Here is a 16,757-nt window from a genome sequence, read left to right as displayed (position 1 = left end):
CGAGGACCATGCCAGCTATAAATAACTATTAAATACAGTTGGTTATGTTTTTAATGGTTACTGTTTATTAGATGTTTTAATTTTTGATTTGCAAAATGCAAATCAATATTAAAAATATTTTAGATAAATAATGCTAGGTTTACGTTATTGAAAGTATTATTAAAACTGATGGATAGTGTAAGGGGTAAATATTAAAAGCAGTCTTGTGAGGTTACGTATAAAACGTAGGATGAGCGTAAGCTTTACTTGTATTTTTGATAAATAATAAAGTGGTTTTGGCCCTAAATAATGCCAAATTTTAGGTATAAAAAAAGGCCCGAAGGCCTTAAGAATAACAATTACCTAAAACGGAGAGTTTACCGCGCCTAGCAAGTGCTTTTTTATGCGTGGGTTCTGCACGTAAAACTTGCACATAGTAGCCACAAGCCAATAAATTATTGGTATTAGCTTCTTCAATTAACCCTTTATGGTAAAAATAGGCAGTGCTATTTAAACCAAACTTAACCGAAAGCTCTAAGTAGTTTGAAGCTATAACGTAACTGCCCTGAGCATAATGTATAGAGGCCATTTGCAGGTATGGTGAAGCATGTGTACCAAAAACATCAACGCCGTATTGAGCAATACTTTTTGCTTTAGCTAAATTACCTTGCTCTATTGCTAACGTAACCCCTAAAGTAATTGCATTTAATGGTGGATTAGCTTTATTCAGTAATGTGTTTATAACTTGTTGAGATTGATTAGCACGGCCACTTTTATAAAGTACGTAGGCCGATATTGAAAGTATTGCCTTGTTATCGGGGTGTTCAAGCATTAACTGATTCACCTCATGCACTAGGTTTAAACAGTTACTTGCATTTATACCTTCACACTTTAATGGTTGGGAATTTAATTGGTATTTTTTAACGATGTCACTCAACGCGTTGTAAGGATTTACTGTTGGCTTGTAATCAATATGAGCGCAACCCGATAAAGTAAGCAGTAAAATTATATAAAATATTTTCATAGCCCTTGCTCCTGTATGTAACTAAGTAACTGGGTGTCTATATTTGCCTGCTCCCACGAACGTAAGGTATTAATTGGCTCACGCACCAGGTTTGGAGTAACAACAATAATTAGCTCGCGGTTGTTTTCACTTTTACTGGTTGTTTCGCTTAACTTTCCTAGCATGCTATTGCCGTTGCCATCAGGTACAAAGTCGTGGCTTGCGTTGTTATCGGTGCTAATTAAGCCACCAATAATAAGAGGTTGTCCGTCTTTTAAACGTGTTGATGTTTGCATGCTGCGTGTATTAAATGCACTACTGTTTAAACTGCTGCCTGTACTTTGTGCAATTTCGGCGGTTAACGTGGTATCGGGTAATGAAATTACAGGGTTTAGATCAAGTGTTATTCTGTCTTTGTCGTCAACCATGGCGCGTACATTTAATTCAACTCCAAATGATTTAAATTCTGTACCGCTAAACACCGACCCACTACTACCTTGCTGCCCGCTTGTAATTCCTGAAGGGCTATAACTTGTAGGTACAGGTACTTCACCACCGACTTTAAACACGGCACTTTCACCGGCTAAAACCGTGATTGTAGGGCGAGAAAGCGTTCGAGAAATACCTTCTTGTTCAAGTAATGAAAATAACATATCAATGGCAAACTGTGAGGTAGAAAGCTGTAAGTTATTAGTTAATTGACCGCCAATTAATTGCAGCGCATTTTCTATTGTTGCAGAGCCAGATTCACGATTAGTCATACCGTCACGGCCAAATAAACCCGCTTCTTTTTCATATCCATTAGAGAGCACGCTAATATCTGGGCGCCATTGCTTTAGCCTACGTTGATTTACTTCGTATAGCTGCACCGATACACGCACTTGCGGTAAATCTTCAACTTCAATACTCGACAAAACTTTACCGCCAGCCACTGACAGCAACGTTGCTCTTGCAATATTAGAACTCACATTACTTAAATTTAATCCTGAGGTAGCATCATTTATTAAACCGCCTGACTCGTTGGCAAGTACTTCAATACCTGAACTTTTATCCTGCGTTGCGCCGCCCATTAAATTATTAGGATCAAGAGGAGAACCCTGAGTTTGTAATGCTTGCTCTGGTTCGAATAATTTATTAATTGTATTTAATAAGCGCACTAGCTCTATCTGGTTTTTTACAGAGCCGGAAAGTAAAAACACATCGTTGTCGTCATTTGATAACTCATCAACCGAGATGCGTTTAATGGTCACTTTATCTGCGCCCATTGATTTTATTACTTCGCTAATACGTTCTTCTTTAGGCTTGGGTGCTTGAGTTACTTTTATTAAATTAATAATAGCGACTTTACTCGAGTTTTGAGAGCTGCCGCCGTTTGCGTTACCCAAGCCTTGCAAGCGTTGAGCAAGTGAATTAAACATACCTTGGTTAGGATTTGAGGTGATAACGGGTTGTGATGCTTGTGAGCTACTGGCATAAAGGTAGTTTTTTGCAGCTTCATAAGCGGCATGACGATAATTTATAGTAGGTACTTCACCACGTAATACAACAGCATGGCGATCAGGCGCTATGGTTAGCTGTACGTCAGGATGGATGTCGTTTAAGGCATTTTCTAGTACGCTGTAGTCTTCGGTTACGCCAAGTAAAAATGTTTCAGAGCTTTTATCGTCGTACCACACCATCATAGATGTACGGCCCAACTTTTTAGCTAAAATTAGTAGCTCACGGCCATTTACCACGTTCACATCAAGTGTTGTTTCGTGGCCAAGTGCAATACGAGAAATATCACGGGTAAACACAAAGCGAGTATGCGTCCATTTAACTAAGTGCGATACTTTTTGTACCCGCTCACCATTTGCATTTTCTATATAATCTAAATGACTTTCACTGCCCATAGCGGTAAAAGATATTAGTAATAGTATAAAAATAAATTTTAACATAAGCCTTTCCCTCAATTTGCTTACTGTATAGGTAGCAAGTATGAGACCAAGGGTTTTTGTATTTATAATCAGTGGATTAAGATGTATAAACGTGTTTTTTATTATTTTGATTCGCAAATTGCAAATCAACAATTCATGAAGAGGTTAACAAAGAAATAAGAGCAGAGGTGTGTGGCGCAAAGCGAGTGAAAATACGCTTTACGCTAGTTTTAATTAATGCAAAGCGGCTGTAAACGGGATGCTTTCACAGATTTTAGCTTCAGCTATAAGCAGCTCTTCTAGACGAACATCAACTTCTTCTTTTTCAAAGTATTCGTAAGCTAGTTCTACAAATAGGTTTTTATGTTTTTCTTCTGACTTAGCAATAGCAACATAAAAGTCTTTTTCTTTACCCTCAGGAAGCGCTTGTGCAACTAAAGAAAAACGCTCGTGGCCACGTGCTTCAATTACACCGCCAACCAGTAATCGGTCCATTAAAAAACCATCACGACCGTGTCTAAACAGTGCACGTATTTGTTTTATGTACGGGTCTTTTTTGTCGTCACCTAAGTTTACATCTCGCTCTAAAAGCAATTTAAGTACTTGTTTAAAGTGTATTAATTCTTCTAGCGCTAAGTCGGTCATAGCTTTTACTAATTTACGTTTGTCTGGATAATGCGAAAGCATAGACATAGCCATACCCGATGCTTTTTTTTCTGCAGCGGCGTGATCTTGTAAAAAAGTATTAAAGTCAGCAAGGACAACTTCGGTCCATTCAAATGGGGTGTGATATTTTAATTCAAACATGTTCTGTACAACTTAAATAATAATGCGGGGATTTTAACGTATTTGATTTAAAAAATCTTGTAAGGCAGTAATTTATCTATCCGCCCTTTAGCCGTAGATTCAACTTTTAACGGGTGTTTAATATCGTTCCACGCGGTAACTTTGCCGCCCATATTCATTTTTTCAAAATCAGTTTTATCACTTTTTAACGCTAAAAAATTGCATAACTTTTTATAGCTATCAGGCTTTGCTATATCAATGGATAAAAAATCGTTGTCACGGTTATTAAAGTACGTTTGAGCATCATTAAAATGTGTTTTATAGCAGTGAGCTAAGTAACTATCGTCGCTAATATTATTAAGCGAAAGCTCACTAAACGTATTTAAATAACAACGTTTTATATGAATATTAAAGCCCCCATCTGCACGGGTTAAATTAGTGTGCATACGCGCTAAAAGCTGTTTTATTGATACAAGCCATGCACCAAGTTCGCGCTCTAAATAAATAAACTTAGAGTCTGGGTAATGAATATCAAGCGCTTTAAAGTCATTAAATATGGGAGTGTCGGCAATCGCGTTAGCATTTTCAAAACAAGCATTAGTATACGCGGTATGCGCCGTTGTAATACCAAGCTCTAAAAATGCGTGGCACACACTAGTAGTGCCGGTACGCGGTAAACCTATTATAAATATTTTGCTCATTAACTTTTCTTTAATTAGCCACGTGTCACTAGCAATACAAAGGCGCTAACAATAATCACCAAAAATGTAGTAATGGTACCAATTTGGCGATATTTCAGGCTTTTTTCTACTATGCCTAAATTTTGAAACACACGCCCTATTAATAACGCACCACCTAATATATGACAGTAATGGCTAGCAAGCCCTTGGTATTCTGCTAAAAAAAGCAAAATTAAAGCAATTGGCACGTACTCCATAAAGTTAGCGTGGGCACGCACAGCACGTTGTAGCGTTGCGTTACCATTATCACCAAGTGATATCTGCTCCGCGCGGCGCACTTTTATTACGTTAAAGCTCAAATAAATGTAAAAGAATGCAAGTAATGCAGCATAAGTTGAAATGATCACGGCGTTTTCCTGTTATTTTTATCGCATAAGCATGCGCTTTATTATTGTGGGCGTGATAATAACATATAAATTTGAGCAGCATTATCAGAAGTTTAATAAATGCCTATGCTAAGCTAAGGGTATTAAGTAAGTAGAAAATTACATAAGGATTTTATGTTTGTACCTCGCAAAGTAGCCGACAGTTACCGTGAAATGATTAACAGTATTGGCTTTTACCCTTCTATGCTTTCAGTGGGCTTTTTAGTATTTGCCATTATAACTATGTCGGTTGAATATTTAGCCCCTATTGAGCAGCTAAAATCGTTTATATCGGTTGTACTTGTTGATAGCGCCGAAAACGCGCGTACTATTTTAAGCACTTTAGCGGGGAGTATTATTTCGCTTACCGTGTTTAGTTTTTCGATGGTAATGGTGGTTTTAAATTCGGCCAGTGCGAGTTTATCGCCCCGCGTAGTGCCTGGGCTTATTACGCGTAAATCACACCAAATGGTTTTGGGCTTTTATTTAGGCAGCATAATTTACTCAATTATTATGCTTATAAACATTAATAAACTTGAAGGTGGCAGTACGGCTATTCCTTCAATTGGTGTGTTGTTTGCACTTGTTTTTGGCTTGATTTCATTAGGTTTATTTGTGTTTTTTATACATTCAATCTCTCGTGCCATTCAGGTTGATAACGTATTAAATGGCTTGTTTAGCCAAACTAAAAACGAAATTAAAACAATAATACTAAGACAACAAGAGAACCCAGTTGAAGACTTTCCAGACTTTAGCAAGTGGCATTCGGTAAGCAGTAAAACAGAGGGATATTATAAAGGCGTACATACCGATAAGCTGTGTGCCATTTTGGCAGAGCAAGATATAAAGGTGTATATCTCTGTTAACCAAGGCTATTTTACAGTTAAAGGTTACCCGTTTTTAAAATGTAATAAAGATATAGCAAACGATGAAGAGCTGATAAATAAAATTCTCGACTGCTTTATTTTTTATATAGAAGAGTACATTAGCGATCATTACCGTTATGGGTTAACGCAAATATCTGAGATTGCAGTTAAGGCAATGAGCCCGGGTATCAACGATCCAGGTACTGCGGTTAAATCAATTGATATGCTGAGTATTTTACTTATTCAAAGGCTGTCAATTAACGATATTAACTACTCGTTTAAGCACAGTGATAATGCCCCATTGTTGTACCTTCACGAAACAAGCTTTGATGAGTTATTACACGACAACTTTACACCGCTGCGTAATTACGCCAAAGGCGATGCATACGTAATGACAAACGTGCTTGAGGCATTTAAAAATATTTTGTTTGTTGCCCATAAAGATACCGATGCACGAAACAGTTTATTTAATTATTTAAATGCAATTGTTGATGACATAAATGAACATGTAACTAATGAATACGACAGACGCGAAGTAACTAATATGCTTAACTCAATAGCGCGTATCAGCCAAGAGCAAGGTGAGAAGTTGGTGGCACGTTTTGAGCACCACTAGGGCGTGTTGAATTATTTGGATTGAAATTTGTTCAATCTAGGGGCGATTAAATCGCGGCGCGAGGTTTGTAACCTAGTGGGCTAAGTAAAAACCGAGCAACATAGAGTTAATCGTCCCTAGGAAGAACCTATATTTTAATCTATGTAGTACACAGCATAGCTTGAGGCAGTAACTTTAATCTCTCCAGCATGGTAGGCATCAGGTACATAGTTACTTGGTGCGCTATCAGCCATCATTACTTTTTCTGCGCGCATATAAGGCTGCGACTGCACATTGAGTGGGCTCAGTGATGCGCTGTACAAACCTTTTAAGTCAACGCCATAATCTTCACTAAACTCTTTTGCAGCATCCCGTGCATCTTTAATTGCTAACTTTTGCGCTTTTTTATGCAGCTCGTTATAGTTACTTGCTAAAAATTGCGTTTGATTAATTTCGTTAATACCGTTGTTAACTAAGCTTTGTAGTAACTCTGGGTATTTATTTATATCGCTGAGTTTTACTGTTAACGTACGAGAAACCTTAAAGCCTTTAAATTCTTGATTACCGGTAGTGCGGTTGTATTGGCTATCACGGTTTATTGAGATTTGCCCGGCGTTTATATCTCCCTCTTTAACACCAATTTCTTTTACGAGCTTAATTGCCTTAGCGATGGTTAAGTCGGTTTTATTTTTAGCTGCAATTAAGTCTTTATCAACTTCGGTAATACCTACACTAAGCTGTACGTAATCTGGCATTGTAGTAAGAGTCGCTTCGCCCTTAACATAAATATGAGGAGCATCGGGTGTCGCTGCCGCGAGTGCATCAAAACTAAGTACGTTTAAAGCCAGTGCACTACCTAAAACAAGAGTCAGTGTTTTCATTAGTCGATCCTTTAATTTTGTAAATGCTATTAAAGACCTTACGTGGTTAATTAAATATGAACAAGCACAAAAAAACAGGCAATTGCCTGTTTTTTGTTAAGCGTTGTAACTGTGCCTACAACGTTATTTATTTTTAATTACGTATAAACCTAATTAAACACTACAACGTTTATAGTTACGGTATTTTGGTAACCAGTAATTTTTGTCGATTGCTGCCCATAACGCATCATCAGTAATCTCAAGAGCAACGCCCTCTTCGATTGCTTTTTTAGCAATGGCAAATGCAATACGCTTACTTAGCGTTTCAATTTCAGTTAAGGCTGGTAATAAACTGCCTTTACCTGTGTTTGCACGCGGCGACGACTCTGCAAGCATTTCGCTAGACACACTTAACATAGCATCTGTAATGCGTGTCGCTTTAGCGGCAATAACCCCTAAACCAATACCAGGAAAAATATAGCTATTGTTACATTGTGGGATTGGGAAAATTTCACCGTTGTGTTCAACCGGATCAAACGGGCTACCTGTTGCAACAAGCGCCTTACCGTCAGTCCACTTAATCACATCAGCAGGATGCGCTTCTACCTGCTTAGATGGATTACTCAATGGGAAAATAATTGGCTGTTCACAACCGGCGTGCATTGCACGAATAGCCTGCTCAGTAAACAAACCAGGTTGGCCTGAAACACCAATTAAAATGTCTGGTTGTGCACAGTGCATAACATCAAGAAGTGATGCGTATTCACCGCTGTAAGTCCAATCACTTAACGAGCCTTGCGGTTGTGCAAGTGCTTGTTGGAAATCGCGTAAGCCTTCCATACCCTCTGAAAGTAGGCCAAAACGGTCAACCATAAATACTTGGCTACGCGCTTGAGCTTCTGTAATACCTTCAAAAACCATTTGGCTAATAATTTGCTCAGCAATACCACAACCAGCAGAACCTGCACCCACAAAAACTACTTTTTGTTGGCTTAGGGTTGAATTTTTAACACGACACGCAGCAAGTAAAGAACCGACCGTTACAGCCGCAGTACCTTGAATGTCATCGTTAAAGCTACAAATTTCATTGCGGTAGCGCTTAAGTAACGGCATTGCATTTGGTTGTGCAAAATCTTCAAACTGAAGTAATACATTTGGCCAGCGACGTTTAACCGCTTTAATGAATAAATCTAAAAACTCATCGTATTCGTCTTGAGCAATACGCTTATGGCGTGCACCCATGTACATAGGATCGTTTAAAAGCTTTTCGTTATTAGTACCCACATCAAGCATTACAGGCAATGTGTATGCTGGGCTTATACCACCACACGCAGTGTAAAGTGACAATTTACCAATTGGGATACCCATGCCACCAATACCCTGATCGCCTAGGCCTAAAATACGCTCGCCATCAGTTACAACAATCACTTTTACTTTACCTTTGGTAGCGTTGCGTAAAATGTCGTCAATTTGGTAACGATCTTCATACGAAATAAATAAGCCGCGTGCGCTGCGATAAATGTCTGAGAATTTTTCACAAGCGTCGCCAACTGTCGGCGTGTAAATGATTGGCATCATTTCTTCAAGATGATCACGCACTAAACGGTAGTAAAGTGTTTCGTTGTTATCTTGAATCGCACGTAAGTAAATATGCTTATTAAGGTTGTCGGTAAAGCTAGAATACTGCTGATAACAACGCTCAACTTGCTCTTCTATTGTTTCAAAGCGAGGAGGAAGTAAACCAGCAAGATTGAAATTTTCGCGTTCTTTTTTACTAAAGGCACTGCCTTTATTTAATAGCGGTGTTTCAATTAGGCCAGGGCCAGAATGATGAATATATAAGTAGTTAGGATCAGTATTAGTTGTCATATTTCCAGGCTTTAACGGAGTCTTAAGTTATGATCTGTCATTATCAGTGTTAAAGGTTTAATTGCAACGACAATTAAGCTAGTCAGACCATTGAGAGAAAATACATGCGGGCTTCACTGCCCACATGCATATTATACATAATTTAAAATTGTATAGTGGCGTTATTATCAGTTAAATCAGATAACGCAACACCTTCACGGCGAGGGTCCGCACCACCATATAAGGTATTATTTTTAACTTCAACTGCGTGTAAGCCTGAGTTTAAATCAATAATACGTACATTGTGGCCACGTTTAGTAAGCGCAGGCGCAATGGCTTCAATGGTTGTGCCTTTTTCAAGGCTGGTGTAATCGTTACGATTTGTTGTACGCGGTAAGTTAATAGCGTCTTGTGCTGATAAATTCCAGTCAATAACACCCACAACAACTTGTGCAACGTAATCTATGATACGACTACCACCAGGTGAGCCTACAATTAAACGTAAGCTGCCGTCTTTATTAAATACCATTACCGGTGACATAGAGCTACGCGGGCGTTTACCAGCCTCTACACGGTTTGCTACTAGCTTACCGTTTTTACGTGGCGATAACGAAAAGTCAGTTAGTTGGTTATTTAAAATAAAGCCGTTAACCATAACCGTAGAGCCAAACGCCATCTCAATTGAACTGGTCATCGACACTGCATTACCTTTACTATCTACAATAGAGACATGCGAAGTAGAAGGTAACTCGTATGAATCATCCATTGCATAACTTAAGTACCCTACTGGATTACCGGCTACGGCTTTTTGGTCTGTTTCGGTAATTAATTTAGCGCGTGAGGCAATGTAATCTTTATTTAAAAGCTCTTTTGTAGGTACTTGAGTGAAATCGGGATCGCCCATGTACATATCGCGATCGGCAAATGCAATACGCGAAGCTTGGCTAAAGTAATGAATCGCCTTTTCGCCATTTGGTTTAAGTGCGCTCATATCTTTATGCTCAAGTAGGCCAAGCATTTGTAGTACTGCTACACCGCCACTACTTGGTGGCGCCATAGAACACACGTTATAAGCACGGTATTGTATACATACCGCATCGCGTTCTTTACTTTTGTAATCTGCTAAATCTTGCACACTTAATTTACCAGGGGCAATTTTAGAGTGCTGTACAGCATTAACCATTTGTTTAGCGTTTTCGCCTTTGTAAAATGCATCAATGCCCTGCTTTGCAATGTCTTTGTATAAATCAGCAAGTGGTTGATTCTTTTTAACGCTACCCGCTTCGATTAATTTACCATTTGGGTAAAAGTATTCGTTAATAATCGGCATGCTCAGTACGCCTGGGTTTAACTGGCGTGCTAATAAGCCATGTAAACGCGGCGAAATTACAAAGCCTTGCTCTGCAAGTTCAATAGCCGGTTTAAAAAGCGCTTCCCACGGCAAGGTACCGTATTGTTTATGCGCGCTTGCAAAGGCATGTAAAATACCAGGCACACCAACAGAGCGCCCACCTACTACTGCTTCAATCCATTTAACGGCTTTACCGTGCTTATCTAAAAACAGCGTTTCGTCTGCATTTGCAGGTGCTGTTTCGCGGCCATCAAAACTAGTCAGCTTATTGTTTGCTTTGTTGTAGTACATCATAAATGTACCACCGCCAATACCTGACGATTGCGGTTCAACTAAAGTAAGCACTAGTTGAGTAGCAATGGCAGCATCTACGGCACTGCCGCCTTGGGCTAAAATTTGTTGACCGGCTCTTGAGGCATATGGATTTGCAGCAGCAACCATGTATTTATCACCTTGCACTACTTTTTTATGGATTAATCCAGTAGCGGCTTCAGGTTCGCGAGTTTCAATTTGAGTTGCTTGCTGTGCAAATGAAGGCAGTGATACTGCGCACAGTCCAATGGCAAATAATGAGTTAAGTTTAAAATGCATAAAAATACTAAAAACACTTAATTACGTAGTTGTATTTGGCATCTTAAAGTTAAACGGGCACAATATGCAAAAATTTTGACTAAAAAAATATAATAAAATGCTTAATTTACCTATTCAACCTCGTTATATATTACCGCCTATAATTTTGCTGCTTTTTAGTACCATTTTTGCTGCATTTGATTTAAATAATTTACTTGAATTTAACCGAAGCTTAATTGATGAAGGTGAGCTGTGGCGAATTTTCACCAGCCAATTTGTTCATGCTAATTGGGCTCATTTGGGATTAAATGCCAGTGGTGTTTTATTAATATGGCTTTTGCATGGTGAATATACATCCCCTACTCGTTATGCGTTTAATATATGCTTGCTGGCATTATGGTGTGGACTCGGTGTATATTGGTTTTGCCCAAGCATACATATTTACACTGGGTTAAGTGCTTTACTTCATGGCGTAATTATTTGGGGGGCAGTTAAAGATATAACTGTAGGGCTTAAATCGGGTTATTTATTATTTATAGGCGTATGGATTAAAATAGCGTTTGAGCAATTTAGCGGCCCAAATGCCGATATAGGAAAACTTATTAACTCCACAGTGGCCATTGATGCACATTTAATTGGAGTTATAGGTGGGACTATACTTGCCATACCACTGGCTATAGAACTCTTAAAAAAGCAAAAATAGCGCATAAGCTATTGCTCCTCTAATAAAAACGCCGCATTAGTTAACTAAACTAATGCGGCGTTTTTTTTTTATACTTTAAGAATTAGAGATTAAAGCGTTTCTTTAAATAATTTATGAATACGGCGATATTCGTCTAACCAACTTGAAGGCTGTACAAAGCCATGTGGTTCAACAGGAAATATAGCTGTTTCAAAGTTTTGCTTTTCAAGCTCTATTAAGCGCTGTACTAAACGCACTGAGTCTTGAAAAAACACGTTATCGTCAACCATGGGTGCATTAATGAGTAAACGTTTGTTTAAACCCTCAGCGTAATAAATTGGTGAGCTGCGCTCATATGCAATCGGGTCAACATCAGGATGGTTTAATATATTAGCCGTGTAACCTGTGTTGTAATGTGCCCAGTCGGTAACAGGTCGTAGTGCCGCACCCGATTGAAATAACTCAGGCGCGGTAAACAATGCCATAAAGGTCATAAAGCCGCCATATGAGCCGCCATAAGTGCCGACTGCTTTGGTATCAACATTGGCATTTTGCGCCATCCATTTAACGCCATCGGCTAAATCTTGTGTTTCAGGTGTGCCCATTTGACGATAAATCGCGGTGCGCCAATCACGGCCGTAACCTTTAGATGCGCGGTAATCCATATCCATTACTATGTAACCTTCATCAGCGAGCAATGAATGGAACATAAATTCACGAAAATAAACCGAAAACCCCATATGTGAATTCTGTAAGTAACCCGCGCCGTGATTAAAAATAACCGCTTTGCGGTTTTTACCTACTTCACCTTCTACGTAATCAGCTGGGTAGTACACTTTTGCGTATATCGGTTGATCTGTATGGCTCGATGGCACAGCAACAATTTTAGGGGCTGTTAGCTTTTTAGCTAAAAACTCATCCGACACAGTATGCGTTAAGCGCGTGGCTTTTGTATTTGCTTTAGCGTCAGCTACGTAAAGCTCATTAGGCATGGTAATTGTAGAGTGCTTAAGGAGTAACTTAGTTTCATCTGGGCTTAACGTGTAATCAGTCATGCCATTTAAGTCAGTAACTTGCTCGCTATTACCTGTTTGTGGGTTAACACGGTAAATTTCGTACAGGCCTGGGTGCTCAACATTCGCTTTGTAATAAATTGCGCTGTCATCGCTGGCAAGCGTTAAGTTAGAAACCTCAAATTGGCCTTGTGTTAGCGCAGTTGCTTTGCCGTTAATTGGTTTTTTATAAAGCTGGCTGTAACCTGACTCTTCCGATAGGTAATAAAGCGTGTTTGAGTTATGTAACCAACCAAAGTCGTTAAACGCGTAAGCAATCCATGCATCGTCATGCAGGCGATGTTGCGAGACAAGTTTGTTGTTTTTAAAATCAACGGTAGCAAGCCAGCGGTCTTTGTTGTCCCATGCTTCAAGCATGACAGCTACTTGCGAGCCGTCATCGTTCCATACTATTGGGCTTTGCTCAAACCCCCAGTCCATAATAAGGTTAATGCCACGAGGCGCCTTTTTAGACTTATATGTTTTACCATCACGTGCATAGTTTTCTTTTTTAACTGCGGCTAAAACATCTTCATCAAAGCCCGGTAAGGTATTAAAGCTAAGTGATGTTTGCTCTTTGTTAGTTAAATTGATGTACACAAGCTTTGAGGTTTCTTCTTTAGCATCGGCTACACGGCGGCGTGCTTTTTTAGGTTCTATAGTGGCGTCATTTGTAATGTAGTTAGGCATAATATCGCCATCACCGCGCCAATCTGTTTGCTTTTGTACAACGACTAACAGCGCATCACCATTTGGCGAAAGCTGTGCTTCTGCAACTTTATTACCATCACCTAAGTAGTAAGCCGTGTTAGCAATTGAATCGTTTTGTTCATTAATTTGCTCATTACGTGCTTGCTTATCTTTTTTGTTTTTTTGTTGAAGCGCCACAAACTTAATCAATTTATGCTGCTCTTTAGCAATATACGTGCTTGGCTCTTCAATCCCTTTTGGCTCATCACCAAGTTTTAAGTTAGCAAGCTCGCTCGTTAAGCCTGTTTTTAAATCAACTTTAAAAAATACATTGCCTTGGCGGTAAACTAATTCGCCATTATTTAAAAATTGTGGTTTAGATTCGCTTGCTGATGTCGCTGTAATTTGTTTAAGTTCACCGGTTTTTAGGTTTTTAACAAACACATTGCCTTTAAACGTGTAGGCCGCCATTGTTTTATTTTTTGAATAAACAGCTTTATTTGAACCCACAGTATGAAGTTTATTAAGTGCTACCTGCTCTGCTGTTTGGCTAGTAACCGATTGGCTAAATAAATCGCGTAGTGTATTACCTTGCTCTTTTTGAGCATAAATAATAGTAGCCGAATCGCTAGCCCAATAAGCGCTCTCTGGTTGATTGCCCATCCAATCAGGATCGGCCATTGCTTGTTCTAACGTTATTTTTTGTGAGCCGATATCTGCTGGCGTGTTTACAACCGCAGCAACCGATGTTGCTGGTAAAGCACTTTGCTGTGTTGATGAGGTGTTAGCGGTCGCGCTACAACCTGCAAGCATGACACTTGAGGCAACAGCTAAGGCCACTAACGTTTTAGATGAAGAAAAATTAAAAATCATAGTGCTTCTATACGGTTATTATAATTAAGCCGTATTTAAGCAGAAGCACTCAAGTTATTGCAATTTTTTAAGATAAATAGCCATTAAACAGGGTAAAGCTCAGTTTACTAGCGCATCCCCTGTTAATAGGCGTTATTCAACGATTAAATCAAGCCACACCAGTCGATGATCGCTCGATGCGTTTCTGTCTTTAATTAAACGATATTCATTGCTCGTTTTAGTTGGCCAAAACACACCACCGTCTTTAACTTTTAAGCCGTAGTTTGACGGTAAAACGTAATCAACACGCGCTTGCCAATTAGCACTGTAATTTTGTGCATAAGGCACATCATACTGCTCTTTAGCGCCCTCACTTTTTGGAACAAAGTGAGCGTTTATCAATGGGTTTTTAAGTAGTTGGTCGGTGGTATTTGTGCGGGCTTTATCGCCCTCTGGTGCGGCGTTTAAATCGCCTAAAATAACAAACCGAGAGTAAGTTTTTAAACCGCCCTTTTCGCCTTTATCATCGTAAATATACTTAGCGTTTGAAACGTAATCGGCAATTAACCTTACTTCATCGTGGTTACGTTTGCCGTTTCTATCCTCTTCACCGTCAAATACAGGGGGTGTTGGGTGAGATGCAATAACATGAATGGTTTTATCATTTACGTTAATAGGTAAATCCCAAAACGATTTAGAGCTAAGTCTAAGTGCTTGCCATTCTTGTGCGTTATACCAGTTTTCGCCTGTTTTAGGCATTACGGGCATTTGTGCATTTGGCATGTCTTTATATTTAAAGGTTTGAAGGGTTCTTACTTTATCAAAATCGATTGGGTATTTTGACAAAATAGCCATACCGTAATGGCCTTCAAAAAAGCCAAAACCTTGTGCATCGCCCATCACGCCATTTTTCTTGCCATCGTTATCTAAATCAAACTCAGTGGCTAGGCCTGTATTTACAGGGGCAATATAAGAGTAAGGGTAATTAATAGCGGCTTGTTTTTGCTGACCTACATTTAAATAATGCTTATTAAAGTATTCAATTCCCTGCTCTTTTGGGATGTAATCAAATTCGTTAAGTAAAATAATGTCAGGGCGAACACGTTGAATAATTTCCGCTATATTCTTAATTTGCTGGTGGTTTGCTTTAAGTGCATTAACTAAAGCATCACTTTTAACTTGCTCACCTTTAGGTGTGTGATTAGTTGCATCCATACTTACATTAAAAGTAGCAACACGAAGAGAGTCTGATGCAAATGCACTGTTACTAAAAAAAGGACTAAAAGAAGCGGCAACAAGTAGTGCGCTATAAATTGCTTTAAGTTTCATTAAATAATTTCACTGTAAAATTTTAGACTCAATCATTATTTCACAATCTAGGTAACCTTGCGCTTTTTTTAAGTACAAAAAAAATGCCGAGCAAGCTCGGCATTTAATAAAACGGTTAGCCATTTAATGAAGGATTAAATTTGCCGCCGCTTTTAAAATACCTGGATAATCTTGCTCAGGTAGATATTCAGTAAGCTCACCTAATTTATCTGCTAGATCGTTCATGCTAGTGGCCGATACGTTTATATGGCCCATTTTACGACCTGGTTTTGCAGTTTTACCGTACCAGTGGCTAGTCACATCTGCATATTTTAGTACGTCAGCTGGGATATTAGGTTGCCCTAGTACGTTTATCATCGCGGTAATGTGTTTAAGCTCTGTATTGCCAAGCGGCAAACCTGCAACAGCACGCATGTGGTTTTCAAACTGTGAGCAATGGCAGCCTTGTTGCGTCCAGTGGCCTGAGTTATGTACACGCGGTGCAATTTCGTTAACGAGTAACGTGCCTTGTACATCAAAAAACTCAATTGCTAATACGCCAACGTAGTTAAGCTCGTTTGCTATTTTTGTAAATGCATCGTTTGCTTGCGCTTCAACTCTGTGATTATTTTTACCGGCAATAGAAAGCGTTAATACACCATTGGTGTGCTCGTTTTCTGTTAGCGGATAAATAGCAACGTTACCGTGTTTATCGCGCGCACCAATAATAGATACTTCACGATCAAACGGGATCATTTTTTCTGCAATAATTGTATGTGGCGCAAGCTCGGTGCCCGATGCAATAAAATCAGACATTTGTGACCAAATTTCGTCTATTTGACTATCCGATTTTAAACGCCATTGGCCTTTTCCATCGTAACCCGCTTGGCATGTTTTAATAACAAGTGGCTTGCCTAGGGTTTTAACTGCGTGTTCTAGATGCGCTTTTTCAGTAATTAATTGATACGGCGCACAAGTTACGTTTGTTTTATCAAGCAATGCTTTTTCAAGCGAGCGATCGCCACCGGTTTTAATAGCGGCTTTCCCAGGGTAGAACTTATTACTGTTACAGCAAAGTGTTAGTACGTCATCAGGAATGTGCTCAAACTCTGCAGTAATTGCATCAGCGTTTAATATTGCTTGCTCAAGTGACGTGCTATAAACCTCACCAGTTAGCGGATGCTTAATTTGCTTGCTGCCTACATCGTATGCAACCACATTTAAATTAAGCGGCGCGCCTGCAAGACTCATCATACGTGCAAGTTGCCCTGCACCTAATATTAAAATATTCATT

At 39.2% G+C, this 16,757-nt stretch carries 13 protein-coding genes; 2 read left to right on the top strand and 11 right to left on the bottom strand.

Features of this window, described 5'->3' with window-relative positions; genetic code table 11:
* Nucleotides 1–325 precede the first annotated feature (325 nt).
* From I6F50_RS01775 to I6F50_RS01755, 5 genes are all read right to left on the bottom strand, one after another.
* Complete coding sequence (locus I6F50_RS01775) at nt 326–1,003, bottom strand: lipopolysaccharide assembly protein LapB (protein WP_165740807.1); 678 nt, start codon at nt 1,001–1,003, stop codon at nt 326–328.
* Nucleotides 1,000–2,919: a pilus assembly protein N-terminal domain-containing protein gene (locus I6F50_RS01770; protein WP_165728636.1), complete on the bottom strand. Its 1,920-nt coding sequence runs from the start codon at nt 2,917–2,919 to the stop codon at nt 1,000–1,002. The genes I6F50_RS01775 and I6F50_RS01770 overlap by 4 nt, the downstream gene beginning before the upstream one ends.
* A gap of 213 nt (nt 2,920–3,132) precedes the next feature.
* Nucleotides 3,133–3,705, bottom strand: coding sequence for a tRNA-(ms[2]io[6]A)-hydroxylase (locus tag I6F50_RS01765; protein ID WP_007586685.1), 573 nt, complete (start codon nt 3,703–3,705; stop codon nt 3,133–3,135).
* Between the two features lie 47 nt (nt 3,706–3,752).
* Nucleotides 3,753–4,385 carry a sulfotransferase gene (locus I6F50_RS01760; RefSeq protein WP_165740806.1) on the bottom strand — a complete coding sequence of 211 codons (633 nt, stop codon included), beginning with the start codon at nt 4,383–4,385 and terminating at the stop codon, nt 3,753–3,755.
* Nucleotides 4,386–4,399: 14 nt separating this feature from the next.
* A complete protein-coding gene (locus I6F50_RS01755) occupies nt 4,400–4,771 on the bottom strand; it encodes an MAPEG family protein (protein WP_007586689.1) in 372 nt (123 codons plus the stop codon).
* A 153-nt stretch (nt 4,772–4,924) separates the two neighbouring features.
* Here I6F50_RS01755 and I6F50_RS01750 point away from each other — a divergent pair, with 153 nt between their 5' ends.
* Nucleotides 4,925–6,271 carry a DUF2254 domain-containing protein gene (locus I6F50_RS01750; RefSeq protein WP_165728638.1) on the top strand — a complete coding sequence of 449 codons (1,347 nt, stop codon included), beginning with the start codon at nt 4,925–4,927 and terminating at the stop codon, nt 6,269–6,271.
* Nucleotides 6,272–6,405: 134 nt separating this feature from the next.
* Here I6F50_RS01750 and I6F50_RS01745 read toward each other — a convergent pair whose 3' ends face one another.
* The 3 genes from I6F50_RS01745 to ggt form a co-directional block, all read right to left on the bottom strand.
* Nucleotides 6,406–7,131, bottom strand: coding sequence for an SIMPL domain-containing protein (locus I6F50_RS01745; RefSeq protein WP_007586691.1), 726 nt, complete (start codon nt 7,129–7,131; stop codon nt 6,406–6,408).
* 153 nt (nt 7,132–7,284) lie between these two features.
* Nucleotides 7,285–8,979 (bottom strand): NAD-dependent malic enzyme, encoded by a 1,695-nt coding sequence (locus I6F50_RS01740; RefSeq protein WP_007586692.1) that lies wholly within the window; start codon nt 8,977–8,979, stop codon nt 7,285–7,287.
* Between the two features lie 142 nt (nt 8,980–9,121).
* Nucleotides 9,122–10,900: a gamma-glutamyltransferase gene (gene ggt / locus I6F50_RS01735; protein WP_165726052.1), complete on the bottom strand. Its 1,779-nt coding sequence runs from the start codon at nt 10,898–10,900 to the stop codon at nt 9,122–9,124.
* Between the two features lie 97 nt (nt 10,901–10,997).
* Here ggt and rrtA point away from each other — a divergent pair, with 97 nt between their 5' ends.
* Nucleotides 10,998–11,582 carry a rhombosortase gene (gene rrtA / locus I6F50_RS01730; protein WP_197119850.1) on the top strand — a complete coding sequence of 195 codons (585 nt, stop codon included), beginning with the start codon at nt 10,998–11,000 and terminating at the stop codon, nt 11,580–11,582.
* An 89-nt stretch (nt 11,583–11,671) separates the two neighbouring features.
* On the opposite strand, the gene I6F50_RS01725 is transcribed toward rrtA, so the two are convergent.
* The 3 genes from I6F50_RS01725 to I6F50_RS01715 form a co-directional block, all read right to left on the bottom strand.
* Complete coding sequence (locus I6F50_RS01725) at nt 11,672–14,176, bottom strand: prolyl oligopeptidase family serine peptidase (protein ID WP_197175186.1); 2,505 nt, start codon at nt 14,174–14,176, stop codon at nt 11,672–11,674.
* Between the two features lie 132 nt (nt 14,177–14,308).
* The gene (locus I6F50_RS01720) at nt 14,309–15,484 is read right to left on the bottom strand and encodes an endonuclease/exonuclease/phosphatase family protein (protein WP_197175184.1); all 1,176 of its coding nucleotides are present in this window, start codon (nt 15,482–15,484) and stop codon (nt 14,309–14,311) included.
* Nucleotides 15,485–15,607: 123 nt separating this feature from the next.
* Nucleotides 15,608–16,756 (bottom strand): 5-(carboxyamino)imidazole ribonucleotide synthase, encoded by a 1,149-nt coding sequence (locus tag I6F50_RS01715; RefSeq protein ID WP_166379307.1) that lies wholly within the window; start codon nt 16,754–16,756, stop codon nt 15,608–15,610.
* Nucleotide 16,757: the final 1 nt, after the last annotated feature.

The sequence above is a fragment of the Pseudoalteromonas sp. NZS127_1 genome, assembly GCF_015864295.1.
Taxonomy (GTDB): Bacteria; Pseudomonadota; Gammaproteobacteria; order Enterobacterales; family Alteromonadaceae; genus Pseudoalteromonas; species Pseudoalteromonas arctica.
Note: the sequence above shows the minus strand (reverse complement) of the source record. Positions and strands in the feature narration are given on the sequence as shown.

Bases quoted from the DNA above. Each gene is read 5' to 3' on its own strand.
- I6F50_RS01775 (WP_165740807.1), bottom strand. From the start codon at position 1,003: ATGAAAATATTTTATATAATTTTACTGCTTACTTTATCGGGTTGCGCT.
- I6F50_RS01770 (WP_165728636.1), bottom strand. From the start codon at position 2,919: ATGTTAAAATTTATTTTTATACTATTACTAATATCTTTTACCGCTATG.
- I6F50_RS01765 (WP_007586685.1), bottom strand. From the start codon at position 3,705: ATGTTTGAATTAAAATATCACACCCCATTTGAATGGACCGAAGTTGTC.
- I6F50_RS01760 (WP_165740806.1), bottom strand. From the start codon at position 4,385: ATGAGCAAAATATTTATAATAGGTTTACCGCGTACCGGCACTACTAGT.
- I6F50_RS01750 (WP_165728638.1), top strand. From the start codon at position 4,925: ATGTTTGTACCTCGCAAAGTAGCCGACAGTTACCGTGAAATGATTAAC.
- I6F50_RS01745 (WP_007586691.1), bottom strand. From the start codon at position 7,131: ATGAAAACACTGACTCTTGTTTTAGGTAGTGCACTGGCTTTAAACGTA.
- I6F50_RS01740 (WP_007586692.1), bottom strand. From the start codon at position 8,979: ATGACAACTAATACTGATCCTAACTACTTATATATTCATCATTCTGGC.
- ggt (WP_165726052.1), bottom strand. From the start codon at position 10,900: ATGCATTTTAAACTTAACTCATTATTTGCCATTGGACTGTGCGCAGTA.
- rrtA (WP_197119850.1), top strand. From the start codon at position 10,998: ATGCTTAATTTACCTATTCAACCTCGTTATATATTACCGCCTATAATT.
- I6F50_RS01725 (WP_197175186.1), bottom strand. From the start codon at position 14,176: ATGATTTTTAATTTTTCTTCATCTAAAACGTTAGTGGCCTTAGCTGTT.
- I6F50_RS01720 (WP_197175184.1), bottom strand. From the start codon at position 15,484: ATGAAACTTAAAGCAATTTATAGCGCACTACTTGTTGCCGCTTCTTTT.
- I6F50_RS01715 (WP_166379307.1), bottom strand. From the start codon at position 16,756: ATGAATATTTTAATATTAGGTGCAGGGCAACTTGCACGTATGATGAGT.